25 protein-coding genes are annotated in these 24119 nt (G+C 36.2%); 16 read left to right on the top strand and 9 right to left on the bottom strand.

Annotated elements, in window-relative coordinates; all coding sequences use genetic code 11:
- Window positions 1-131: 131 nt before the first annotated feature.
- The 11 genes from addB (at window position 132) to GMD78_RS17355 (ending at window position 16029) form a co-directional block, all read left to right on the top strand.
- Window positions 132-3635, top strand: a complete 3504-nt coding sequence (gene addB / locus GMD78_RS17305; protein WP_155670596.1) for a helicase-exonuclease AddAB subunit AddB — start codon at window positions 132-134, stop codon at window positions 3633-3635.
- Window positions 3628-7362 carry a helicase-exonuclease AddAB subunit AddA gene (gene addA / locus GMD78_RS17310; protein ID WP_155670598.1) on the top strand — a complete coding sequence of 1245 codons (3735 nt, stop codon included), beginning with the start codon at window positions 3628-3630 and terminating at the stop codon, window positions 7360-7362. Before addB ends, addA begins: the two co-directional genes overlap by 8 nt.
- Window positions 7363-8261: 899 nt before the next feature.
- On the top strand, window positions 8262-9473 hold the full coding sequence (locus tag GMD78_RS17315) for a hypothetical protein (protein WP_155670600.1): 1212 nt from the start codon (window positions 8262-8264) through the stop codon (window positions 9471-9473).
- 35 nt (window positions 9474-9508) lie between these two features.
- Entirely contained in the window at window positions 9509-10654 is a 1146-nt protein-coding gene (locus tag GMD78_RS17320; protein WP_196493856.1) for a hypothetical protein, read from the top strand.
- Window positions 10654-11547 carry an ATP-binding cassette domain-containing protein gene (locus GMD78_RS17325; RefSeq protein ID WP_155670666.1) on the top strand — a complete coding sequence of 298 codons (894 nt, stop codon included), beginning with the start codon at window positions 10654-10656 and terminating at the stop codon, window positions 11545-11547. Before GMD78_RS17320 ends, GMD78_RS17325 begins: the two co-directional genes overlap by 1 nt.
- Window positions 11519-12223: a hypothetical protein gene (locus GMD78_RS17330; protein ID WP_196493857.1), complete on the top strand. Its 705-nt coding sequence runs from the start codon at window positions 11519-11521 to the stop codon at window positions 12221-12223. Before GMD78_RS17325 ends, GMD78_RS17330 begins: the two co-directional genes overlap by 29 nt.
- 186 nt (window positions 12224-12409) lie before the next feature.
- A complete protein-coding gene (locus tag GMD78_RS17335; RefSeq protein WP_155670606.1) occupies window positions 12410-12583 on the top strand; it encodes a hypothetical protein in 174 nt (57 codons plus the stop codon).
- 14 nt (window positions 12584-12597) lie between these two features.
- Window positions 12598-13059: a cytochrome c oxidase subunit II gene (locus tag GMD78_RS17340; RefSeq protein WP_155670607.1), complete on the top strand. Its 462-nt coding sequence runs from the start codon at window positions 12598-12600 to the stop codon at window positions 13057-13059.
- 14 nt (window positions 13060-13073) lie between these two features.
- Window positions 13074-14741 (top strand): cbb3-type cytochrome c oxidase subunit I, encoded by a 1668-nt coding sequence (locus GMD78_RS17345; RefSeq protein WP_155670609.1) that lies wholly within the window; start codon window positions 13074-13076, stop codon window positions 14739-14741.
- Window positions 14742-14839: 98 nt separating this feature from the next.
- Window positions 14840-15469 carry an SCO family protein gene (locus tag GMD78_RS17350; RefSeq protein ID WP_343042421.1) on the top strand — a complete coding sequence of 210 codons (630 nt, stop codon included), beginning with the start codon at window positions 14840-14842 and terminating at the stop codon, window positions 15467-15469.
- Window positions 15470-15471: 2 nt separating this feature from the next.
- Entirely contained in the window at window positions 15472-16029 is a 558-nt protein-coding gene (locus GMD78_RS17355) for a hypothetical protein (protein WP_155670611.1), read from the top strand.
- 133 nt (window positions 16030-16162) lie between these two features.
- Here the strand turns inward: GMD78_RS17355 and GMD78_RS17360 are convergent, their stop codons facing one another.
- The 7 genes from GMD78_RS17360 to GMD78_RS17390 form a co-directional block, all read right to left on the bottom strand.
- Entirely contained in the window at window positions 16163-16384 is a 222-nt protein-coding gene (locus tag GMD78_RS17360) for a spore germination protein (protein ID WP_155670613.1), read from the bottom strand.
- Window positions 16385-16516: 132 nt separating this feature from the next.
- A complete protein-coding gene (locus GMD78_RS17365; protein ID WP_155670615.1) occupies window positions 16517-16738 on the bottom strand; it encodes a spore germination protein in 222 nt (73 codons plus the stop codon).
- A 78-nt stretch (window positions 16739-16816) separates the two neighbouring features.
- A complete protein-coding gene (locus tag GMD78_RS17370) occupies window positions 16817-17197 on the bottom strand; it encodes a spore germination protein GerPE (protein WP_155670617.1) in 381 nt (126 codons plus the stop codon).
- Window positions 17198-17209: 12 nt separating this feature from the next.
- Window positions 17210-17392, bottom strand: a complete 183-nt coding sequence (locus tag GMD78_RS17375) for a spore gernimation protein GerPD (RefSeq protein ID WP_155670619.1) — start codon at window positions 17390-17392, stop codon at window positions 17210-17212.
- A complete protein-coding gene (gerPC, locus tag GMD78_RS17380) occupies window positions 17389-17985 on the bottom strand; it encodes a spore germination protein GerPC (protein ID WP_155670621.1) in 597 nt (198 codons plus the stop codon). The genes GMD78_RS17375 and gerPC overlap by 4 nt, the downstream gene beginning before the upstream one ends.
- A 57-nt stretch (window positions 17986-18042) precedes the next feature.
- Window positions 18043-18261, bottom strand: coding sequence for a spore germination protein GerPB (locus GMD78_RS17385; RefSeq protein ID WP_155670623.1), 219 nt, complete (start codon window positions 18259-18261; stop codon window positions 18043-18045).
- 16 nt (window positions 18262-18277) lie between these two features.
- Window positions 18278-18490 (bottom strand): spore germination protein, encoded by a 213-nt coding sequence (locus GMD78_RS17390; protein ID WP_155670625.1) that lies wholly within the window; start codon window positions 18488-18490, stop codon window positions 18278-18280.
- A 101-nt stretch (window positions 18491-18591) separates the two neighbouring features.
- On the opposite strand from GMD78_RS17390, the gene GMD78_RS21495 reads away from it, so the two are divergent.
- A complete protein-coding gene (locus GMD78_RS21495; protein WP_215907226.1) occupies window positions 18592-18690 on the top strand; it encodes a DUF2157 domain-containing protein in 99 nt (32 codons plus the stop codon).
- Window positions 18691-18780: 90 nt separating this feature from the next.
- Here the strand turns inward: GMD78_RS21495 and GMD78_RS17395 are convergent, their stop codons facing one another.
- Complete coding sequence (locus tag GMD78_RS17395) at window positions 18781-19977, bottom strand: ornithine--oxo-acid transaminase (protein ID WP_155670627.1); 1197 nt, start codon at window positions 19975-19977, stop codon at window positions 18781-18783.
- A gap of 174 nt (window positions 19978-20151) precedes the next feature.
- Between GMD78_RS17395 and GMD78_RS17400 the strand changes: the two genes are divergently transcribed.
- The 4 genes from GMD78_RS17400 to GMD78_RS17415 all read left to right on the top strand — a co-directional run bounded on the left by GMD78_RS17400 (window position 20152) and on the right by GMD78_RS17415 (window position 23877).
- A complete protein-coding gene (locus GMD78_RS17400) occupies window positions 20152-20517 on the top strand; it encodes a YisL family protein (protein ID WP_155670629.1) in 366 nt (121 codons plus the stop codon).
- A 147-nt stretch (window positions 20518-20664) separates the two neighbouring features.
- Window positions 20665-22140, top strand: coding sequence for an alpha-amylase family glycosyl hydrolase (locus tag GMD78_RS17405; protein ID WP_155670631.1), 1476 nt, complete (start codon window positions 20665-20667; stop codon window positions 22138-22140).
- 119 nt (window positions 22141-22259) lie between these two features.
- A complete protein-coding gene (locus tag GMD78_RS17410; protein ID WP_196493858.1) occupies window positions 22260-22625 on the top strand; it encodes a DUF4181 domain-containing protein in 366 nt (121 codons plus the stop codon).
- 16 nt (window positions 22626-22641) lie between these two features.
- The gene (locus tag GMD78_RS17415; protein WP_155670635.1) at window positions 22642-23877 is read left to right on the top strand and encodes a substrate-binding domain-containing protein; all 1236 of its coding nucleotides are present in this window, start codon (window positions 22642-22644) and stop codon (window positions 23875-23877) included.
- 5 nt (window positions 23878-23882) lie between these two features.
- Here the strand turns inward: GMD78_RS17415 and GMD78_RS17420 are convergent, their stop codons facing one another.
- A complete protein-coding gene (locus GMD78_RS17420) occupies window positions 23883-24110 on the bottom strand; it encodes a DUF3953 domain-containing protein (protein ID WP_155670636.1) in 228 nt (75 codons plus the stop codon).
- Window positions 24111-24119 lie beyond the last annotated feature (9 nt).

Below are 24119 nucleotides of genomic sequence, written 5' to 3' on the forward strand. Positions count from 1 at the left end.
AAAATATGGATAGAAGTTTTTTCCTTTCATTTTAAATATAGACTGGGGTGAAAATTTGTTATTTGAACTAGCAAATTGTAAAAAAACAACTAACTATCCAATAAGAGTTTAACTACATTAGGGGGATTACAATGGGACTCCGTTTTATATTAGGTAGATCAGGGAGCAATAAAAGTGAACGTTCCTTTGAAGAAATAAGAGAAAAATCAATAACCGACCCACAGGGACCACCAATATTTTATATTGTTCCAGACCAAATGACCTTTGAACAAGAATACGAACTATTTAAAGATGAAGCCTTCCAGGGGAGTATTCGTACCCAGGTATTTAGTTTCTCTCGGCTAGCATGGCGAGTACTTCAGGAAACAGGTGGAGGAACAAGACAGTTTATAAGTTCAGTAGGAATTCAAATGATGCTTCGTAAAATCATAGAAGAAAAGCAAGGAGAATGGCTAGTTTTTCAAAAGGCAATGGAGAAGCAAGGGTTTTTACAACAGGTAGAAAAAATGATAACCGAGTTTAAACGGTATCAAATAACTCCTGATGTCTTACAAATGCAAATTGATCACATTAATCAATTTGTTCACCAGGAACCAGGGGAGCAGGCTTTAGTTAATAAGCTGGAGGATTTACGTTATATTTATGAAAAATTAGTATCAGCACTACAATCACAGTATATTGATAGTGAAGATCAGCTTCAGTTATTAGCAGAGAAAATAAATGAAGCATCCTTTTTAGACGAAGCCGAAATTTACTTTGATGGGTTTCACCGATTTACCCCAAAGGAATTGCTAGTTTTTGAGACACTGATGAAAAAATGTAAAAATATCACAGTAACATTAACGGTAGATCATCCAGAAAGCGAGCAATTATCAGATCTGGATTTATTTTACCAAACGACAGAGACTTATCATGTGCTAAGGAATATTGCGAACGAGAACCATATTGAAATCGAAGCAGATGTGGTTATTGAACCAACAGACGGAAGATTTCTAGACCGCCCTTATTTTGCTCATTTGGAGAAAAACTTTGATGTTCGTCCAGCACCTGTTTATAAAGGAAATGCACCAATACAAATTGCTGAAGCAGTACATCCACGAGCAGAGGTTGAAGGGGTTGCACAAGAAATATTACGGCTAGTACGTGAAGAAAACTATCGCTTTCGAGATATGGCCGTACTTATTCGACAAACCGACATGTACCAGGATTTAATAGCAACGATTTTCGAAGATTACAATATACCTGTGTTTGTCGATGAAAAAAGGACGATGTTGAATCATTCCTTAATAGAACTTGTCCGTTCTACCTTGGACATTGTCGAAGGAAATTGGCGATATGATGCTATTTTCAGAGTCTTAAAAACGGGATTTATTCCGCAGACAGATGAGGAATATCCATTAACAAACGATGCGATTGATGAATTAGAAAACTATGTACTGGAATACGGCATTCGTTCGAGGGAAAAATGGACTGGTGATCAGGAATGGATTTTCCAACGCTTTCGTGGGTTTGACCAGGCTGCACAAACAGATGAAGAAAGAAATATGCAGCTTCGAATTAATCGATACCGTAAACAAGTTGTACAAGCTTTAGAAGTGTTTGATACAACTATCCGCCAAGCGACTTCGGTCCAAGAGTTATGTGAAGTAACTTATATGCTTTTAGAGGACCTAGATGTACCTACACGACTTGAAAAAATGCGCTCGTATTATGATGATCATGGACTCATTGAAAAAGGAAGAGAACAAGAACAAGTATGGAATGCGGTCATTCAATTATTTGATGAAATGGTAGAAATGGCTGGAGAAGAGGAAATGACGCTATCTACGTTCCGGTCAACATTAGATGCGGGCTTTGAATCATTGAAGTTCTCCCATGTTCCACCAAGCATTGATCATGTCATCGTTGGAACGATTGATCGATCACGGATTAGTGGAATCAAATGCTCTTTCCTATTAGGAGTTAATGAAGGGGTATGGCCATTGAAGCCGCCTGCTGATGGTATGATTAATGAGTCAGAGAGAGAACTATTAGCAGAGCATGGTATGAAGCTTGCTGAAACAAGTAAACGACAATTATTGGATGATTGGTTCTATATGTATCTTGCTTTTACCTCCGCTAGGGATTATTTATGGGTAAGCTATCCGCTAAGTGATGAAGACGGGAAGTCGAAAATGCCATCGCAGTTGATTAAACGATTGGAAGACTTATTTCCGGTGTGTAGTAATCATATACTTTTACAGGATCCAGATGAGTTAGTTGATGCAGAACGTTATATTACGACACCAGTGAAAACTAGATCGGCATTAACAGCACAGTTAGCGAGAAGTAGAAAAGGCTACCCCGTGAAGCCGGTATGGTGGCATGTTTTGAATTGGTATATGGAGCATCAAAGTAAAACGAGTACAACCTACACCATTTTGCAGAGCTTGTTTTATGAAAATAAACCGAAAAACATTACCGAAGATACAGTAAAAGAGTTATATCCAAAGCAGCTTAAAGCAAGTGTTTCAAGACTCGAGTCGTATTACCGTTGTTCCTATCAGCATTTTGCGAAATATAGTTTAGGGCTTGATGAACGAAAAACGTATAAGCTAGATGCTCCTGATATTGGGAACCTTTTCCATGAAGCTTTACGAATTATTACCGAGTGGATTCAAGAAGAGGGTAGAGATTTTGCTCTGCTAACAAAAGAAGATACGACTGCTTATGCACAAAAAGCGGTGCAGAATTTAGCACCGATTCTACAGCATCAGATTTTAGGGAGTTCAAATCGCTATCAATATATTCAACGTAAATTACAGGAAGTGATTGCCAGAGCAGCCTTTGTCTTAAGTGAACAGGCAAGACAAAGTGATTTTTCACCAATTGGTTTAGAGCTAGGTTTTGGTTCTAAAAACGACAAGCTTAAGCCAGTTACACTCGAACTACCTAATGGATATGAAATTATGCTCCGCGGACGTATTGACCGTGTTGATAAAGCAATGAATGAAGATCAGCTATTCTTAAGAATCATTGACTATAAGTCAAGTGCAAAAGGATTAAGTCTAGTAGAGGTTTATTACGGTCTTGCACTACAAATGCTAACGTATTTAGATGTAGTTCTATCCCAATCTGAAAGCTGGTTACAGAAAAAAGCAACTCCAGCTGGTGTGTTGTATTTCCATGTTCATAACCCAATGATTTCAGGAAATAAACGACTTTCCGAAGATGAGTTAGAGAAAGAAATCTTTAAAAAGTATAAAATGCAAGGGATGGTCATCGCAGACGAACAGGTTGTAAAACTTATGGATACGAATTTGGAAACAGGGTGGAGTGATGTGTTGCCAGTTGCTGTCAAGAAAACGGGTGAGTTTTATAATAGCTCAAAAGTAGCGAGTAAAGACACATTTTCTAGCTTGCAACAGCATATCCACGAGCTAATGATGCAAGCAGGGATTGATATTACGCAAGGTGGCGTTCATTTAAATCCATTTCAACGAAAACAAAATGTTGCTTGTACACATTGTCCGTTCTTATCTGTTTGTCAGTTCGATACCTCGTTAGAAACAAATAACTTCCGAAAACTACAGGATATGGAAGATGATGAAATACTGAAAAGGCTCCGAAAAGAGGAGGAGAAAATAGATGGTTAACTGGACAAAAGAACAAGAGATGGCAATATATACTGAAGGTAGTGATGTCCTAGTAGCAGCTGCAGCAGGTTCTGGGAAGACTGCTGTTTTAGTTGAACGGATTATCCAAAAGCTACTTAAAAAAGAGAATCCAGTTGATATTGATTCCCTTCTTGTTGTTACATTTACTAATGCGGCAGCTCAAGAAATGCGTAATCGAGTTGGATTGGCTCTCGAAAAAGCGTTGGAAGAGGATCCAACATCTGTTCACTTAAAAAAGCAATTATCCTTACTACAACGTGCATCTATTTCAACCTTACATTCCTTTTGTTTGGATGTTGTGAAGCAATATGCATATCTATTAGATATTGATCCAGGTTTTCGCATAGCGAATGATATGGAAGCAGACCTCATGCAACAAGAAGTGATGGATGATTTATTTGAAGAATGGTACGGAGCACAAGGGGATGCACAAGAACGTTTCTTCGCTGTTGTAGATCGATTTTCTAGTGATCGAAGTGACAATGATGTGGAGGATTTAGTACTTGATCTTTACACCTTTGCGATTCAAAATCCTTGGCCAGAAGAGTGGCTCGACCAATTAGCTGCGGTCTATCAAATCCCTGAAGACTGGCAAGAAGAGGATTTAAGTTGGCTAGATATTATTAAACAAGAGGTTAAAAATACCTTTGCGGCGATCCAGCAAGAAGTAAATCTGGCATTTACACTTACCCAAGACCCAGATGGGCCACAGCAATATATAGAGGCGATTGAATCAGATATGGAGATGCTGAACCAAGCAAATGAATTACTCCACTCATGGGATGATTTACAAGAACATGTGGCTACGAGTAAATTCAAAGCACTATCTCGCAAAAGTACCGAATGTGATGAAGCAAAGAAAAAGAAGGTACAAGCTTTAAGGAACAATTATAAAAAGCGTTGGGAAAAAATGCAAAAAGGGTGGTTTAGTCGTAAGCTATCCAATCACATTGAGGATATGCGTGAAATAGCACCTGTTATTAAATCGTTAACAGAATTGGTTAAAGTGTTTAAGGAGCGTTTTACCAAATTAAAAAAAGAAAAAGCTGTAGTTGATTTCTCTGATTTAGAGCATTACTGTTTACAATTACTAGTGGATGAAACGTCAACTCCTGAAAAACCTAAGCCATCAACGGTAGCAAGAAATCTTCAAAATCAATTTAGTGAATTACTAGTAGATGAGTATCAAGACACGAACTTAGTACAAGAGACGATTCTAACCTTAATTAGTGACCAAATTGGACCAGGAAATATGTTCATGGTTGGTGATGTGAAGCAAAGTATTTATCGTTTCCGTCATGCTGAGCCTACATTATTCATAGAAAAATATAAACGTTTTGCCAATGAAGATCATGTCGCAAAACGAATTGATTTAGCAAGTAACTTTAGAAGTCGCGAACTTGTATTAACTGGTACAAATTATATTTTTAGACAAATCCTAGATGAAGAGCTAGGGGAGATCAACTATGATAAAGATGCAGAGCTGATCTATGGGAATAAGATGTATGATTCTCTCCCATATTCAGAACCAAATCCAGAATTAATCATTATTGATCGTCAAAAGCCGGAAGAAAAAGACGATAAAGAGACTTCTGGAGAAGAGGAAAATTTCCTTGATTTAGAGAAGGCTCAGCTTGAAGCACGAGCATATGCAGAAAAAATTAAGGGATGGATCGGCCAGAAGGACAAGGAACCATTACAAGTAGTAGATAAAGCTACGCAAACTCAGCGTGATGTTCAATATCGTGATATTGTTATTCTACTTCGGTCCATGACCTGGGCTCCAACAATCGTGGATGAACTGAAGAAGCAGGGTATCCCAGTCTATGCAGAGCTATCAACTGGGTACTTTGAGGCGATTGAAGTGAAAATCATGCTAAGCTTTTTGAAAATCATCGACAACCCAAGACAGGATATTCCATTAGCATCGGTACTGAAATCACCAATAGTGGGACTTGATGAAAATGACTTAGCAACCATTCGTTTAGCAGATCGAAAGCATACGTATTATGATGCATTACAAGCATATAAACGGGAAAACCAAGGTGAATTAGCAGACAAAATTTCACGTTTCATCGATCAATTGGAACAGTTCCGACTAGCATCAAGACAAGGAGCACTATCCGAATTGATTTGGCAAATTTATCGTGAAACTGGTTACTATGACTTTGTAGGTGGAATGCCAGGTGGGCGTCAACGACAGGCTAATTTACGGGCATTATATGACCGTGCAAGAAGCTATGAAACTACCTCATTCCGTGGATTATTCCGTTTCTTGCGTTTTATCGAGCGGATGGAAGAACGCGGAGATGACTTAGGAGCAGCAAGAGCACTAAGTGAACAGGAAGATGTTGTACGGATCATGACCATTCATAAGAGTAAAGGGTTGGAGTTTCCAGTCGTTATTGTCGGGGCTATGGAAAAACAATTTAACCAGATGGACCTTAACAAACGATACTTGTTGCATAAAGATTTAGGATTTGCAAGTAAGTTTATTGATCCTGTTAAGCGTTTAACGTATCCGACGATATACTTTGACGCAATGCGACAGGAAAAGAAGCGGGAATTATTAGCGGAAGAAATGCGTGTGCTTTATGTTGCTCTGACTAGAGCAAAAGAAAAGCTCGTAATGATTGGAAACGTGGATTCCTTAGAAAAAAAATTAGATAAATGGCAATCGATGCTGGATCATTCTGAGTGGATATTGCCAGCTCACTTTCGGATTGAATCCAAATCGTATATGGACTGGGTTGGTCCTGCCTTAATTCGTCATCAAGAAACAGACATATTACGAACTGAGGAGTTACAGGATGCAGTATTAGAGGAAATTCGAATTGACCCATCTAGATGGGATGTTTCAATTATCCATGGAAGTGATTTAACGAATTTAGATGAATCTATAGAAGAAACAGATAAGCAGCTTAAGGAGAGGATTACTAATTGGCAACCGATTGATGTGAAGGATGACTCGTTAGATGCTTATGTTGAGGAGAGACTTTCTTATACGTATCCTTATGAAGAAGCAGCAAAATCACGTGTCAAACAAACAGTTACAGAGGTTAAGCGCCAGCGTGAGGTAAAGGATGAATATAGTGCAGAGCAACTAATTACTCCTTTTCAAGCACCAATTGTGAAAAAGCCTGTGTTTATGCAAAAGGAAAAAAAATTGTCTGCTGCTGAGCGAGGAACCGCGATGCATACCGTCATGCAGCATATTCCTTTTACTAATAAAATGAATGAAGCAGAGATTTCGGAGTTCATAGAGAGTTTGGTTGAAAAAGAAATCCTGTTAAGACAAGAAGCAGATAGTATTGATATTACCGCAATTGAGAAATTTTTTGAAACCAAGATTGCAGAATATATGCTAGACCAAGCAACGATTTACCGAGAGGTTCCATTTAGTATTACATTACCAGCTAAGGAAGTATACGCTAACTGGAAAAGTGAAACAAATGAACAAATTTTGCTTCAAGGTGTTCTTGACTGTGTCATTCCAAAAGAGGATGGCTGGATTATTTTAGATTACAAAACCGATGCAATAACAGGTGAAATAACCGAAGAGTTAATTGAAAAGCTAACGAAAAGATATGAAACACAACTGAGCCTTTACCGATATGCCTTAGAACGCATTTGGAAACAACCGGTTAAGGAAACGTACTTGTATTTCTTTACTAAGCAATTACTAGTAAAGGCTTCAATAGATTAATATTATCAAAACTGGACCTTCCCTGAATGGTCCAGTTTTTTTAGTAGGAAAGTATAGACTTTCCTTATATTTCATAAGCGCAACTAAGGCTTTTGCCAAGCCATTATGGCATAAGCCAAGTTTTCTAATACAGCTAATTGTACTAACCCAACAGGTTAATGTAATAGTAGGTGTAGATTAAGATTGGATCAAAACGGTAACTCATCGGTGTGATGAGTGCCCAAATGCCCATCGAAAAATTCAAAACGGTAACTCATTGGTGTGATGAGTGCCCAAATGCTCATCGGAAAACGTAAAACGGTAACTCATTGGTGTGATGAGTGCCCAAATGCTCATCGGAAAACGTAAAACGGTAACTCATCGGTGTTATGAGTGCCCAAACGCCCATCGAAAAATTCAAAACGGTAACTCATTGGTGTGATGAGTGCCCAAACGCTGATCGGAAAACGTAAAACGGTAACTCATCGAAGTGATGAGTGCCCAAATGCTCATCGGAAAACGCAAAACGGTAACTCATCGGTGTGATGAGTGCCCAAACGCTGATCGGAAAACGTAAAACGGTAACTCATCGGTGTGATGAGAGCCCAAATGCTGATCGGAAAACGTAAAACGGTAACTCATCGGTGTGATGAGTGCCCAAATGCTCATCGGAAAACACAAAACGGTAACTCATTGAAGTGATGAGAGCCCAAACGCTGATCGGAAAACACAAAACGGTAACTCATCGTTGTTATGAGTGAGTAACTACAAACTTTGTAAATGAACAGACAGATTAATAGTATCTAAAAAAGGAATTTTCTAAACTTTACTTCTATTTTATTGTCAGATAAAATAAATAGAAAGTAAATATTTTCTAATTGATAAAGGTAGAGATATACATATAAAAGGGGAAGCTAGAAATGAATATATCCTTATTGAAGCATGAATTTGCTGTCATGAGTAAAAGCAAAAAAAATGTACTATTTATCATTTCTCTGACAGTACTACTCTTCTGTTATTGTCTATTAATTCTTCCGAATACAGAAACCCCAGACTCATTTGATCCCAAAACATTGAGTATTGATTTAGAGGAACTAGCAGCTACCCAGGAAGCTAGAGAGGCTAGAGGAGCAACTGGTATTATTTTAATGACTGGTCAACCTCACTATGCGATGAACGACTTTTATTACAATATACATAAAAAAATGATTACAGCGTATGAAGATAACGACTTTAAACGGTTCATAAGCTTACGAACGCATTACTATGAAAGGGATATGAATAACTTCTTTAATGAACAGATCCAAAATATAACGCAATCACCATTTCCAATAAAAGATGTAACGCACCTCTATAACCAAACATTACTAAGATATCAAGGATATTTGAATGCAGACTTTCCCTTGACCTATGCTGTAGTGGAGCAGAAAACAGCTCTACAAACGATACACAATTTCTTACTGGGACCAGCGATATTTTTAATCATGTTTTGTGCAATCTACTTTAGTTGTGATGTATTAGTACGAGATAAATATAATCAAACCGTCCTGCAGGGTATGCCAATTTCATGGTATCGTATGCTCAATGGTAAAACAATTGTTGCTTTCTTCTACACATTAGTTGTTCTTTCCTTATTATTAATTCTTGGTATTTTTATTTTGTCTATCCAATTTGGTATAGGATCCTTAGAAATACCTGTTCCAATTAAAGTAGAAAATTGGGATTTTACACTAGATGAATATGAAGTTACTACGATCGCAAGCTTTTTCTTGAATTCTATTATTTTCATTCCAATTCTTGTATACCTGTTTATTCGTTTAAATATTTTACTTAGCCTGTTTTTTAAGAACCAATGGCTAGTTTTAATGGTTAGTACGATTCTATTATTCTCTGAGTTTATCTATTATACAAGAAGTACAAGAGAGTTATTTGGGATTGAAATTAGTAATCTTCCACAAACGTATTTTCAGTTTGGAAAAGTAGTGACAGGGGAGAAAAATTTTCTTGTTAACTTAGAAACGATTACAGACTCAAAGGGTATTTTAGTATTACTATTAACTATAATTGCTATCGAAATTGTATTATTTGCTGTTTCACGTATCATTAATAAACGTCGATTTTTTAGCAAATAAATCAAAAAATAACTAGTTATAGGTAGGTTACGACTATGTTTTGGAAGTATGTTTTGTTTGAATCAAAATTATTAATACGCAATCGTAAGCTTTGGTTTTTGGGATTAATTATAATCCTGTTTTTCCCAATCTATTTTTTGTATTATAGTCAATCCGATCCAGAGTCTTTAGAGGATCAAAAGAAATATGAAGCAGGAATTATTAGTTCGATATTTAATCAATTTCCTGAGGATCAACGAGATACGTCTGAAGGAAATGAAGTGTATGATTTGATCTCAGAGCAATCTTCATTAGTTAACATGCAGGTGTACTACTTATCACAAGGAAAGAATACGGAAGCGTATATTGAGAGTGGGTTAAGAGTAAATGAACTTCGGTTAGAAGTGCATGAACTTGGGAATAAAGGGATACCAGATCATCTTGTTATGCCTAAGGAAGAAATCTTGAAGGAGGATGCACTGTTAACGTATATTCAAAAACATGATATTCCTTTACAACCAGACACGATCGTTGCCAGTAATTATCTAATCGTTGCTTTAAATACGTTCAGTGGTATCCTGTTTTTTATCTATGTATTAATTAGTGGAAGTGAAATTCTCTTATATGAACAGCGCCATCGAACCGTAGTAAATGGATTTCCATTATCGTTCAATACCAAAATCCATAGTAAGATCATGATTCATTTTCTACATACAATCATCTTTTTACTGATCGGTTTATTAGTTGGAGGTTTGTATGCTGCAAAAGAAGCGGGATTTGGGGATTTTACTTATCCAGTTTTAATCTATCAAAATGGTAGCTATGAAGCGATTTCCACTCTAAGCTATTTACTGCACACATTACTAGCAATAGCAGTTATTACGCTTATGGCTCTGTATCTTTCCATTCTATTAAACATGATATTTAATAATGCTTATGCAAATGTGTTAATCGGTTTAGGAATTTTTTTAATCCCTCATTTATTGGTAAACATTCGGGTCGATTCACAGTTATTTCATCCCCTAACATATATCGATTTTGCAAATGTACTGTCTGGGGATTTATCGGTCAAATTAGAGAATGCACAAATAGATTACTGGCATGCAATATTTTGGCTAGTTATTTTAATCTTACTTATTTTGACTATTATTACGGTCGTAAATCGCTTTATATATTTTAAGAGAAAAGAGGCGAATGAGTGATGTTAGAGTTAAAGAAAATATCCGTTGCATATAAAGATAAAAAAGTATTGGATAACCTCTCGTTTACCGCTCATGAAGGAGAAATAATTGGTGTCGTTGCTCCAAATGGTACGGGGAAAACAACTCTATTTAATGTGATGGCAAATTTCATTAAACCCAAAACTGGTGAAGTTATTTATAAAGAAAGACACACGTATAAATCCGAGAGAGCAGAGCTATTCATTCATAAAAATTTATCTACTTTCCCAGATCAAAGTGATTTGTTTGATGAATTAACAGGAATGGACCATATGAAATTGTACGGGAGTATGTGGAAGAAATCAACAAAGCATATACAAGAAATAGTGGATTATTTACAAATGAATGATTATGTAAAACGTAAAGTACGTACGTATTCGTTGGGGATGCGACAAAGGCTTTGTTTTGCCATGATGGTTGCTACAGATACTTCCATTATGTTGATGGATGAAGTGATGAATGGACTAGACGTATCTAATGTTGCATTAATTTCAAAGCGCTTAATTCAAATGAAAGAAGAAAAAAAATTAATATTTGTTGCCTCTCATTTACTAGAGAATCTGGATTTATACGCAGATCGTGTCATCTTTTTAAAAGACGGGAATATTATTCACGAACAACGTTTTCATGGAGAAACAGAGGACTACATTAAACTTGAAATAGAGCATGATCAATATGAAAAGTTGAAAAATATGCTGCCTGCAAACCATATGTATATTGCGAATCATATTCTTTGTTTACCACTTAAAGGCATGAACATATCAGAGCAAACGAAGTGGATTGAAAATCTACTAGATTTTAATGAAAAGGAACTTACAATAGGGCCACTTGGGACGGTGGAATATTATGAAAAGTATTATCTGGAAAATGAATAAAAAGATCATCCTGTTAATTCCCATTTTATTTATAGCAACTGGGTGTAGTGATGTGTTTCAGCTATCTCCATCTGAAAAAGTAAAAAGTTATGGAGAAAATTATGAAATTATTGGAAATGAAAAAGAAGAGTTACTTCAAGATGTGAGTGAGACAATCTTTGAGCACGGTGATCGTAGCAATTCACAAGCACAAGAACACCATATTCCCGCATTAGATGTGAGGGAGACTTTTTCTGTACCAGAGGGAAGGTATCAAATTACGGGAAATATAACCGGTAATGTGTATATTCATGATGATAAAGGTGTCTTAGTTTACCATAATATAGTTGGTAGCCCTTATGGTGTACCAGCTATTACGCTAGACATTAAAGATACCTATACGATTACGGTTGATGGTTTTGATCAAGTAGCTGTTATCCCCATCGAAACACAAATCCAGACAGAACTAACAGCGGGTATTTGGGAGGTAGGAATGGATATTGAAGCGGGGGATTACATTATAACTGGACCACATGGTGGAATTGGTTATGTACAGATTTTAGATACTAATGATGAAGCAAAAGTATATGAAGTGTTTGGTGGGGATTTTAGTTCATCAAATAGTCACATTCAATTAAAAGAAGGACAAATCATACGTATTATAGGTATTTCAACGGTATACTTTCGGGCAGAGTAAGGCAATCAAAATGGCAATATAATAGGAGCTGGACCAAATTATGGTTCAGCTCTTTTTGTCATTATTTTGTCAAAAATATTCAATTATGTAACTAATATCACACTTGGGTGTGATTAACTTCACTTTAGTGAGAAACGTTCCCAATTACTATAAGGGTAAGAAATATATAAGGAGGTTGATTTTCAGATGCAGGAGCCAAAAAAAGTGATGGTCGAAGAAGAAGTAAGTAAAAATGAATCATTACACGAAGAATCATCAACTAAAGGAGCATTCGCCTCATCAATGATTTTCGTTGGAGGATTTACCTTATTATTGTATATAGCAATCTATTGGTTATTTATGGTTAGAGTTGATATTTAAAGGGGGAAGAAGTGATGCATAAACATGAAAAAATATGGTTGATTTTAAGTACAGCAATGATAGTTGGATTTTTCCTGTTTGCTGGTTACCAAACATTTGCATTACAAATGGGACCACCGAGTCACCAAGAAACGATCGATCCACAAAAAGTAGATGAAACAGAACCATTTGATAATCCTGGAGTTTTTCAAACAGGTGAGAATGAGTACGAAGTGGTTATGACGCTTCAAATCTTTAGTTTTACTCCAAGCGAAATTGAAATCCCTGCTGGTTCAGAAGTTACATTTACCATGACTTCTAAAGATGTAACACACGGATTTCAAATAGCTGGAACAAATGTAAATGCAATGGTAATGCCGGGATATGTTCAAAAGATTACCCAAACATTTAATGAACCTGGAGAATATTTAATCCTATGTAATGAGTACTGTGGTTCAGGTCACCAACTGATGGCTACTACAATCACGGTTAAATAAAGGAGGGACGTCAAATGGCTTTAGCTGAGACAATTAAAACAAAAGCAAATAATGCGTTAGGTGTTAATCCTCAGGACGCAAAAATATCGAAATCATACTTTACTGTAACGTTTCTAGCATTGTTAATTGGTGGTACTCTCGGATTAGTTCAAGGACTTAATCGTGCCGGACTATTTGAATTACCATCATGGTTAAATTATTATCAAGTACTAACAGCACACGGATTATTGCTTATTCTTGTGTTTACCGCATTCTTTACCATAGGATACTTCTATGCTGGTTTATCCCATACGTTAGGTGGGTTAATTCCGAAAGTAAGAAAGATGGTATGGATCGGTTTTTGGATGAAGATTTTCGGATTTGTGTTGGCAGTTATTCCGATTCTTATGAATGAAGCATCTGTCATGTACACATTCTATCCACCAATGGCAGCATCACCACTATTCTATTTTGGATTAGTATTCATTGTGTTAGGTGTTTGGATGGCTGCATTTGGTGCATTTGTCCAAGTTGCAAATTGGAGAAAAAATCATAAAGGTCAACACCTTCCAATTCTTTCATTCTTTGCAACAGGAGTATTCGTACTATTATTCTTCTCAAGTATTCCCGTAGCGATCGAAGTATTCATGATTATTCCATGGGTTCTTGGATGGATGGAAACAATAAACGTTATGTTAAGCCGTACGCTATTCTGGGCATTCGGTCATACGTTAGTTAACATTTGGTATTTAACAGCAATTTCCGTATGGTATGTTATTGTTCCGAAGGTTATCGGAGGTAGACGCTTTAGTGATACATTAACTCGTGTCGTCGTTATTTTACTAGTAATCTTAAACATTCCTGGTGGATTCCATCACCAAATTATTGACCCTGGAATTTCAGAAACTATTAAGTACATGCACGTATTCATGAGTTTAGCAGTAGGATTCCCATCATTGATGACAGCATATGCTATGTTCTCTGTATTTGAACGTACAGGTCGTGCAAAAGGGGCGAAAGGATTATTTGGCTTCTTTAAGAAACTACCATGGGGCGATGTACGCTTCCTAGCACCATTTATTGCAATGGTTGCCTTCATACCTGCAGGTGCAGGTGGTATTGTTCAAACAACAAACCAATTAGACCAAGTAGTGCATAATTCATTATGGATTGTAGGTCACTTCCACTTAACACTTGGAATGACTGTAGCATTAACATTCTTTGGTGTGAGTTACTGGTTAATTCCACGGATTTCAGGACGTATTCTGACAAAGAAAATGAACAAAATGGGTGTTATTACAACTATACTTTGGACAATTGGTATGTCCTTCATGGCTATTGCAATGCACTTGGTTGGACTATTAGGATCACCAAGAAGAACTTCCTATACAACGTATGGTGACAATGCAACAGCTTTAGGTTGGGATCCATATTTAATCTTCTTAGCTATTGGAGGAACATTCTTAATCGTAGCGGTAATCATGCAAGTGTATAGCGCGTTCCACTTAATGTTCCGTGCACCAAAAGGTGAAGAAGAATTCCCAATTGCAGAAGAAGAAGAAGATGCAAGTAAGACACCTTTCTGGACAGAACGTTGGAGCCGTACAATTCTTATCATGCTAATCGTAGTCGCAATGGCTTACGTTATCCCAATAGTAGACTTCATCGGCGACCCAGGATCACCACCATGGAAAACATGGTAGGATCAAAAGCGTAAGCACCCATTATTTTAAAAAAAGAGAGATAGCTCTATTGATTGGGCTATCTCTTTCACTTAATAAACAAAAAGGAAGTGAACTCCGTGATCAAAAACTGGCGCAATATGGTAGCGATTACGATCGTATTAGCATTTGGAGTTGGATTATTCTTTTTTGGTACCGATGGATTTCAAGCATTTACTGCAGAAACAGCAAGAACAAAAAAATTGCTTGAAGAAAAACCACAATTTCCTAATGTGACATTAGAGGATAGTAAGGAACGGGTATACTCATTTTCTGAGTTCGATGGTAAATATGTCTTTATTACATTTATTTATACAGCGTGTACCGATGTTTGTCCGCAGCTAGAGATGAATATGAATGAGGTTTATGAACAGATCCCTAAAGAATTTATTGGGGAGGATATTATATTCTTAAGTATAAGTTTTGACCCGGAACAGGATGACCCCAAAACATTGGAAAAATATCGTGGATTTTTTGGTAGTGATGGAGAAACCTGGAGAATGGCAAGAATTCCAAATCAAGAGGAGCTTGACTCATTATTAAATGAGTTTGGAGTTATTGTTATTCCAGAGGACGATGGGAATTTCACGCATAATTCAGCCTTTTATTTAGTTAATCCAGATGGTTATTTAGAAGAGGTAATGGACTACACGAAAATCGATGAAGCTGCTGAAACTGTTCGAGCAATTCTTGATGGAACGGAGGAATAACCATGACACAGGCAATATTTGGATTGTTGTTCTTTGTATTTTTAATACTTCCTCCTGTTGCAAGTCTTATGGAGTCCATTATGATTATTCATATGCATATGCAAATGCCACTTTTAGTTATTTCGGGCTTCTTGATGGCACCTTTTTTTCAGAAAAAGTTGCCAGCCTTTTTTGAGAAATGGAATCAAATAGGAATACCAGGTATTTTTCTTTTTATTATTATCATGTCATATTGGTCAATCCCTCGCACAATGGATGACGCATTAACAATTCAAGCAGTTGAAATCTTTAAGTTTATTAGTTTGCCATTTTTAGTTGGTGTTCCACTTCGAGATAGCTGGGCAAAAATAAGTACGGTTTGGAAAAATATAACCTTCATTATTTTTCTCATTTTATTTACCGCAATGGGGATTCTCTATATTGCTTCTCCAGATCAATTATGTAATAACTACCTTCGCACAGAACAAGTAACACTTGGTTGGGGATTTATAACTATGGCAGCTGCGATCCTAATTTATTTGGTTCAGCTATTGTTTATCAACCCAGCGGATTATGAATGAACATTTGAAAACTTGATTTAGGTCTAGCCTTTATGGTAAAAGCCTTAGTTGTACTTATCCCAGCATAAGATACTTTTTTATATGTAACGAAAGGGGAGTGACAAAACGACACTCCCTTTTCATAGCTATCAAGTTATGCATTGGCTGTTACATTTTGATCACTTATATCAGGATCAAATGGATTCGTAGAGCTTATACCGGTATTTGTGTTAATGAAATCCCCAGTATTAAGTGATCCTGAACCAGCATTGGTTTTTGAACTGCTTTTAGGTGATAGATAGAATGAATCACCAAAGTTTACAACTCCACCACCAATACTATTTATTTTTAATGGTCCTGCAATAATGGATGGCATAACGATGCACCTACTACCTTTAGTTTACTATTACTTTATGATGAATGATTAGTATTCGTGTAGGTTTTATACTATTTAATCATTCCTCAGAAATTTAAAATAGCACTTACTTTTTAATACTACTTTTAGCTGTTATGCATTGGCTGTTATATTTTGATCGCTTACATCAGGATCAAATGGATTCGTAGAGCTCAAGCCAGTATTTGTGTTAATGAAGTCTCCAGTATTAAGTGATCCTGAACCTGCATTGGTTTTTGAAGTACCCTTAGGCGATAAATAAAATGAATCACCGAAGTTTACGACTCCACCATCGACACTAATAATTTTTAATGGTCCACCAATGATAGATGGCATAGCAACACACCTACTATTATTTTTTAGTTTGTTAATAAGTTATGTTACATTAATTTTTTTGTGTAGGTCTTCAAATATTTAATCTTCCTCTGATCTAATTTTGCGGAAATGTTTTATTCGAGCATCAGCATTGATTTTCTTAATACTGCCGATTTGAACGATTCCAGATTGACTTGCACCGGTAATTCTAACGTTTCCAACACGAATCGTCTCTGCATGGTGAATACTATTCATTGTTACAGTTCTCTTATCCTCAACCCAATTTGGTTCTAGTTGGAAAATCGGGTAATCCTCAAATTGTAAATCTTCCTCGTCGTTAAAAACAGCACCCTCTTGCTGTAAAGCAATTGCCCTAGATGTAGGGTTTGCGTTATTGGTATCTCCGATATTAAATATGGAACCAAATGATAAAGCATGCATACGAACATGATTCACTCTTGCTAATCGTTTTCTTGTCATATTACCCCTTCTTTATGCGAGTGGTGGAGCTAATGGAACTAATACATCTACAGTATAGGACTCAGGAGGGGTATCAAAAAATGATGATAAGGCTGTTTCCTCATTATCTCCAATTAAAAATACAGAAGATGCAGTTACTGCCTCGACACGAATATTACCTACATTCAACCCCCAATTGTGTACTTCCATATTCATGATTCTTCTCCTTTTTCATTATTTCCTTGCATATACATAGATAACGAATGAGAAATTTCTTTCTTCACTTTATCAATAATATAATTCTTCAATTCTTCATTAGATAATTTTGATCGCTGTTTGGTTGCTTCTTCATTATAATAAGCAATTCTCTGTGGTAATTGTTTCTGCATATCATGTATGAGCGTAGATTGGAAATGGACATCGATGGGACAATTGTATTCTTTAGCTAAATTTTGAATGAGACTAGGTCCATCATGATGTAAGTAGTTTGTTAGCTCAGTCATTATCTGTTGATTTAACGGAATTTGTTGATTGCTAGGGTTTACAGCAGGAGGATGGTTTCCTAATCCTAAATCATCAATATTTGCTAAATCATTGGGAGATAAACCGATGTGAAGTGTTCCGTCTAGTCGCTCAATTTTAAGTTGATCAAAGTGATATTCAACTCGTTCAACCATATTCGTACTTTTCTCCTGAACGAGACTTTCTAATTGCTGGATGCGCTCTTGTAATTCTCGTATTTGGTTTTGTTGTTGTTGATTTACTTGCTGAAGTTCATATAAATAATGATTCCAGTCATAGAAGTTCATATTTCCGCCCCTTTTCCCTAGGCATTTACCTATTCATAGATTATGCAACGATTGTATTTATGTTAATGAAATAGGTTGTGTTAATGGGATAATAGGGGGAGTAGCCGTCCCGATAGCCTCGGCTTCTTCAGCAGGTTCTGTATATCCTCCTGTATTGTATAAATCGGACTGAGCTTGAATACTACCAGTACTACCAATTTGTAGTACGGAGGAATTTGTAACTGAACCAACTCTTATCATATTTATATTAATACATTGATGAACAGTGAAGTACATGGTTATCACTCCAAAATTAGGTTACTGGCTGATCAATTTTATCTTTATCATAAACGTACGTGTTTGAGTGGTTTAAGTTAACACGTATTCCGTCTCCCGTATTAAAAGAGCCACCACCAGCATATGTTTTTGCAGAACTATCGGGATTCATGGAATAAACGTCTCCGATATTAAAAATAGAGGATGCGGATATACTGTTGACTTTTACTGCTCCTACAATTGCTGGCATTTGTATCCCTCCTCCTATTAGTTTATGTAGAATCCAGTGATTTGTTGAAGAAATCGTTGCTGGTATGTTAAAACAAAAGAATGAAAGATGTGAACCTAAGAATGAATAAAAGAAGGCTCCAGCATGAAGGAAAGAAGTGGGTAGAAAAAGGAATTATATCTGAACAACAATTAGATCAGATATTAGCTACTGCAAAATAAACTCGCACAGTAAATTCATTAGTAAATTACTGTGCGAGTTGTAAATTAGTTAGTATATAACTGTAAACGAAATTAAATCAGAGATAACTTCTAGGCTTTTAATACTTCTTTAATATGATCTAACGCCCAGTCAAGATCTTCTTTATCAATAATAAGTGGTGGTGCGAAGCGAATTACGTTTTCATGTGTTTCTTTACATAATAAGCCTCTTTCTTTTAATGCTTCACAATAAGGGCGAGCGGCTTCTGTTAATTCAACACCAATGAATAATCCTTTTCCACGAACCTCTTTAATTATTGGATTATCAATTTTATTTAACTCATCCATCATATATTGACCTAGTTCAAGGGAACGGTCAGCTAGTTTTTCTTCAAGTAATACTTCAAGAGAAGCAATGGATACGGCACATGCTAATGGGTTACCACCAAATGTGGAACCGTGGGAACCAGGGTTAAATACGCCTAATATATCTTTGTTTGCAACAACACAAGAAATTGGCATAACGCCTCCACCAAGTGCTTTACCTAAAATAAGCATATCTGGTGTTACATCTTCCCAATCACATGCAAACATTTTTCCAGTACGAGCAAGGCCTGCTTGGATTTCATCAGCAATGTATAGTACATTGTTTTCTTTACATACATCATAAGCTTCTTTCAAGAAACCTTCAGGAGGAATAACAATTCCTGCTTCACCTTGAATAGGTTCGAATAAGAAACCGGCTGTGTTTTCATTGATAGCTGCTTTCAATGCTTCGATATCGCCATATGGAATTAGCTTAATTCCTGGAAGCATTGGACCAAAACCACGTTTATACTCTTCTTCCGATGAAAGGGAAACAGCTGTCATTGTTCTACCATGGAAGTTTCCTTCACAAGCAATAATTTCAGCTTTGTTTTCAGCAACACCTTTCACATCATATGCCCAACGGCGTGCCGCTTTTACAGCTGTTTCAACAGCTTCTGCTCCTGTATTCATAGGTAGAGCCATTTCTTTATTGGTAAGCTTACAAATCTTTTCATACCATGGACCTAATTGGTCATTATGAAAAGCACGGGACGTTAGTGTTACTGCATCAGCCTGTTTCTTCAGTGCTTCAATAATTTTCGGATGGCGGTGCCCTTGGTTTACCGCAGAATATGCACTAAGCATATCCATATACCGATTGCCTTCAGGGTCTTCTACCCAGACACCCTCAGCCTTTTTCACAACAACTGGAAGCGGGTGATAGTTTTTTGCGCCATATTCTTCTGTTTGATCAATTACATGTTGACTTGTATGTACCATATTATCCCTCCATTATTCATTACTTAAAATTTATTATAACAGTTTTAGATAAAATTTATAGAGATAAAACTACTAGATTGAAATGGACAGACTTTAGAAGTGTATTTCTTAATTATCCATGATATGATAAATTACACATGTGATAAAGAATTTTGTGTACTAGGAGGTATAATATTGAATACACATCTTCATGTTACAGCATGGGTATTAGCATTTATTTTATTTGCCGTTGCAATTGTGCTACATAAACTAGGAAATGAAAAAGCAGCTAAAATTGTTCAAATGATACTGCGTCTAGACTATTTGTTAATTTTGTACTCTGGTGGCGATCTGATTGCAAATTACTTTGGTGGCAGTCCAATGTTGGCAGAAGCTATTGTAAAAGGTCTTGCAGGTATTTGGGTCATTGGTGCGATGGAAATGACCATTGCTAAAATTAAAAAAGGCAAGCCTGCAATGAGTGGTTGGATTCAACTTGGAATTGCAGTTTTAATTACATTAATTCTAGGATTTGGACGTCTCCCTGGTGGATTTATGTAAATGGAAATAGTAAACTAGAGCCTTTCCGATAGATTGGAATAGGCTCTATTTTTGTGAAGTATTTTCAACAATATCGGAAAACGGATTGACTATTCATTTAGATGGTTAATAATAAATAAAGAGTCTAGAAATGTTGGAGGCAATGTAATGAAAAAATTATCTATGTTATTCATAGTAATTCTAAGTATATCTATCATTCCTATAGGTTATGTTGAAGCGGAAGTATCAGATATTAATGAAGAGCGAATTTATAATATATTTATCGATCGATTTAATAACGGGAATCACTCCATAACAGAACAAGTTAATATAGATGACCCGTATGCATATCATGGTGGTGATCTGGAAGGAATTACGTTAAAGCTTGATGATATTCAGCAATTAGGTTTTACAACTATTTCTTTATCGCCAATATTTGCAAATGCGCCGAATGGTTATCATGGATATTGGGTAGAGGATTTCTTTGAGGTAGAAGAGCAATTTGGGACGATGGAGGACTTACAAAACCTAGTAGAAGAAGCGCATGCCCGCGACATGAAAGTCATCCTTGAATTTGTTACGAATTATGTTTCTACTAGTCATCGAATGGTAACAGATGAGTGGATCGTGGAGGATGCGGCAGCTAGTGATGAGCGCGAAGCTTGGTTAGATGATGTTGTTATTCTAGATCAAGCAAATTCAGAAGTACAAGAGTATTTATTAGAAGCAGCAGAATTTTGGATGGAGGAAGCAAACATAGACGGATATAAATTACATGCTGCTAACCAAACTTCAGCAGAATTTTTAACAACCTTTACAGCATATATCAAAGAGTTAAACCCCAACTTTTATTTGATTGCTGATTTATTACATGATGAACAAGCAGATCATGTATACACGGAACCAAATATTGATGCGGTCGAAAACCTGGCAATGTATGAAGCGTTAACAGATGTTTTTGCTGAACCTGATCAAGCAGTTTCTACTATTTATGATATATGGGAAACTACTAATGATAAAAAGGGATTATTATTTGTAGATGATCCTTTTATGGAACGATTTACACAAACCTTTTCGGAAAATGGTAGAAATGCATTGACGACTTGGAAATTGGCTTTGACGTATATGTATACAACACCTGGAATTCCAATATTATTTCAAGGATCGGAAATACCGATGTATGGTGACTTTCCTGAAAATCAACGACTTGTTGATTTTAATAGTGGAGAAGCAGACCTTAAGGAATTTTATACTCGAATTTCATCTTTACATGAAGAGTTCTTGCCATTACAATATGGAGACTTTGAATTGGTAGGAACAGACCGTGGTATGAGCGTATTCAGACGATCATATGAAGGAGAAACAATGTATATTGCGATTAATAATGATAGTGAATCGCGAGCTGTTTCTATTACAGATCTTGATGAAGGAATGCAGCTTAGAGGGCTGTTAGGCGATAACATTGTACGTCAGTTAGACAATGGGGAATACAAGATTGGTATTGCTCGAGAAACAGCAGAAGTTTTTATAATTGAAGAAAACACAGGATTAAATTGGGTGTTTATTGCTCCGATTGCTGCAGTACTTGTAATATTTGTAGCAGGTATAATTTACTTAAGCAGAAAGCAGAAGAAACAGAGTTAATCGGCACGGGGGAAACCTCGTGCTATTTTTTTATGGAAAATTGCAAGAATTATCTGATACAGATTTAGTAAATTATGTTAGTATTGATTTATCGAAGTTACTTAGGATGGAGTGCTAAAATGTTCTGGGAAATGGTCATTTATATCATTGTTATTGTGATTATTTGCCAACTATTGGAGAACTATTTACGAAAAAAATATAAGATCAAAAAAGAAGGATTTCTGTATCAATATGTAAATTCCGTTCATAAAGATGGTGAACTAACGATTACATTGCTTTTTCTATTTTCATTTGTATACATTACATATAATGGTTACATTGAAGTACCTGAAAATATTATTTATTATTTTATTATTTTATTTGGGTTCCGTGCATTCATGGCATGGAAGTATGAGAGAGCTTCTAAGAAATATATATTAACAATGATGACACTGGGATTAATGATGATTGGTATAGGTTTACTACCATATTTGGAGTTTTTATAATAAAGGGGAGACTGCAATGGAATTCGGGGGATTAATAGTTGTCGTATTGTTTGGTGTTATTTTAGGTATTGTTTTACGAAAAAATTCAAATGTTGGATTGAAATTAATAGGCTTTATTGCAATTAGTATACCAATTATTTTTGTTGCATTTTATGGAATCATTATCCTCGCAATGATGGGTTATGTTAATTTTTATGTACCTTTTGCGATTGGGATTACTATTGGAATTTTGTTCTTTATTTGCAATGCTTTCTTTCGTTTTTTAAATGCAAGAGCATGGAAGATAAGCCTTATTAGTTTTATAGGTTTATGTATTATTTCCTGGGGAGGATATCAAGGTTATAACGCATATGTTGCATCGGTAACAATGGACAACCAGGAAGTAGATTTAACAGAATATGAACCGTTTAAAGATGGCTCGAAGGTTGTTCATTTAGATGAACCAACGGACTTTAAAATTGAGGGGGAGTTGCCACGCTTAGATGGTGCAACGGCTCTCTACCCATTGTATGCAGCTTTTGTTCAAGCTACTTACCCGGAAAAAACATACGATGTGTATGGTAATAGTGAAGTTATTTCTACTAAAACGCCAAATGCGTATAATAACTTGATCAATGGTGAGGTCGATATTATTTTTGCTGCAGGTCCGTCGGAAAGACAGTTAAAAAGAGCAGAGGAAAATGGAATAGAGCTGGAAATGACTCCTATTGGTCGGGAAGCATTTGTTTTCTTTGTTCATTCAAAAAATCCGGTAGAGGGGCTAACTATGAAAGAAATTAAGGATATTTATTCGGGGAAAATAAGGAACTGGAGTGATGTGGGTGGAAATAATGAGGAAATCCGTGCATTTCAACGTCCAGATGATAGTGGAAGTCAAACAGCATTAGAGAACTTAATGGGGGATACACCTTTAATGGAACCACCAACAGATGATGTAGTAACTGGTATGGGTGGAATAATCTCTGAAACTGCTGACTATCGAAACTATAAAAATGCCATGGGCTATTCCTTCCGTTTTTTCTCTATGGACATGGTTGAAAATAATTCTATTCGCCATTTAGAGGTAGATGGAATTTTTCCAGACAAAGAAACCATTCGTAGTGGGGAGTACCCAATTGCCTCTGAATTTTATGCAATTACTACAGGAAGTGATCATCCAAATGTCGATGCATTTATAGAATGGATTTTGTCGGAAGAAGGACAGCTATTAGTTGAGAAAACTGGTTATGTACCAGTTGGTAAGACAAAGTAAAACTTTTAGCCTCCAAGAATGTTGAATGATACGACAATATTAAAACCAGAGACAAGAAAATAGGTATATGCAACACCTCTACGTTTTTTTGTTAATTCTTCAACACCTGATACAAATAATAATAAACTTAGGGATAATAGATTTAGAGGCAGTAAACTATAATTACCAGAGATTAAAACATAAAGACCTAAGATTACTACAATTATACTCAACGATATCTTTAATAGTTTCATAGTATTTTA

Source organism: Ornithinibacillus caprae, from assembly GCF_009728145.1.
GTDB lineage: Bacteria > Bacillota > Bacilli > Bacillales > Amphibacillaceae > Ornithinibacillus > Ornithinibacillus caprae.

Coding starts and splice junctions, on each gene's coding strand:
- GMD78_RS17370 (WP_155670617.1), bottom strand. CDS start 17,197: ATGACAAGAAAACGATTAGCAAGAGTGAATCATGTTCGTATGCATGCT.
- GMD78_RS17335 (WP_155670606.1), top strand. CDS start 12,410: ATGCAGGAGCCAAAAAAAGTGATGGTCGAAGAAGAAGTAAGTAAAAAT.
- GMD78_RS17345 (WP_155670609.1), top strand. CDS start 13,074: ATGGCTTTAGCTGAGACAATTAAAACAAAAGCAAATAATGCGTTAGGT.
- GMD78_RS17355 (WP_155670611.1), top strand. CDS start 15,472: ATGACACAGGCAATATTTGGATTGTTGTTCTTTGTATTTTTAATACTT.
- addA (WP_155670598.1), top strand. CDS start 3,628: ATGGTTAACTGGACAAAAGAACAAGAGATGGCAATATATACTGAAGGT.
- GMD78_RS17330 (WP_196493857.1), top strand. CDS start 11,519: ATGAAAAGTATTATCTGGAAAATGAATAAAAAGATCATCCTGTTAATT.
- GMD78_RS17395 (WP_155670627.1), bottom strand. CDS start 19,977: ATGGTACATACAAGTCAACATGTAATTGATCAAACAGAAGAATATGGC.
- GMD78_RS17415 (WP_155670635.1), top strand. CDS start 22,642: ATGGAATTCGGGGGATTAATAGTTGTCGTATTGTTTGGTGTTATTTTA.
- GMD78_RS17320 (WP_196493856.1), top strand. CDS start 9,509: ATGTTTTGGAAGTATGTTTTGTTTGAATCAAAATTATTAATACGCAAT.
- GMD78_RS17315 (WP_155670600.1), top strand. CDS start 8,262: ATGAATATATCCTTATTGAAGCATGAATTTGCTGTCATGAGTAAAAGC.
- GMD78_RS17390 (WP_155670625.1), bottom strand. CDS start 18,490: ATGCCAGCAATTGTAGGAGCAGTAAAAGTCAACAGTATATCCGCATCC.
- GMD78_RS17375 (WP_155670619.1), bottom strand. CDS start 17,392: ATGAATATGGAAGTACACAATTGGGGGTTGAATGTAGGTAATATTCGT.
- addB (WP_155670596.1), top strand. CDS start 132: ATGGGACTCCGTTTTATATTAGGTAGATCAGGGAGCAATAAAAGTGAA.
- GMD78_RS17325 (WP_155670666.1), top strand. CDS start 10,654: ATGTTAGAGTTAAAGAAAATATCCGTTGCATATAAAGATAAAAAAGTA.
- GMD78_RS17365 (WP_155670615.1), bottom strand. CDS start 16,738: ATGCCATCTATCATTGGTGGACCATTAAAAATTATTAGTGTCGATGGT.
- GMD78_RS17420 (WP_155670636.1), bottom strand. CDS start 24,110: ATGAAACTATTAAAGATATCGTTGAGTATAATTGTAGTAATCTTAGGT.
- GMD78_RS17410 (WP_196493858.1), top strand. CDS start 22,260: ATGTTCTGGGAAATGGTCATTTATATCATTGTTATTGTGATTATTTGC.
- gerPC (WP_155670621.1), bottom strand. CDS start 17,985: ATGAACTTCTATGACTGGAATCATTATTTATATGAACTTCAGCAAGTA.
- GMD78_RS17340 (WP_155670607.1), top strand. CDS start 12,598: ATGCATAAACATGAAAAAATATGGTTGATTTTAAGTACAGCAATGATA.
- GMD78_RS17385 (WP_155670623.1), bottom strand. CDS start 18,261: ATGTACTTCACTGTTCATCAATGTATTAATATAAATATGATAAGAGTT.
- GMD78_RS17360 (WP_155670613.1), bottom strand. CDS start 16,384: ATGCCATCCATTATTGCAGGACCATTAAAAATAAATAGTATTGGTGGT.
- GMD78_RS21495 (WP_215907226.1), top strand. CDS start 18,592: ATGAATAAAAGAAGGCTCCAGCATGAAGGAAAGAAGTGGGTAGAAAAA.
- GMD78_RS17405 (WP_155670631.1), top strand. CDS start 20,665: ATGAAAAAATTATCTATGTTATTCATAGTAATTCTAAGTATATCTATC.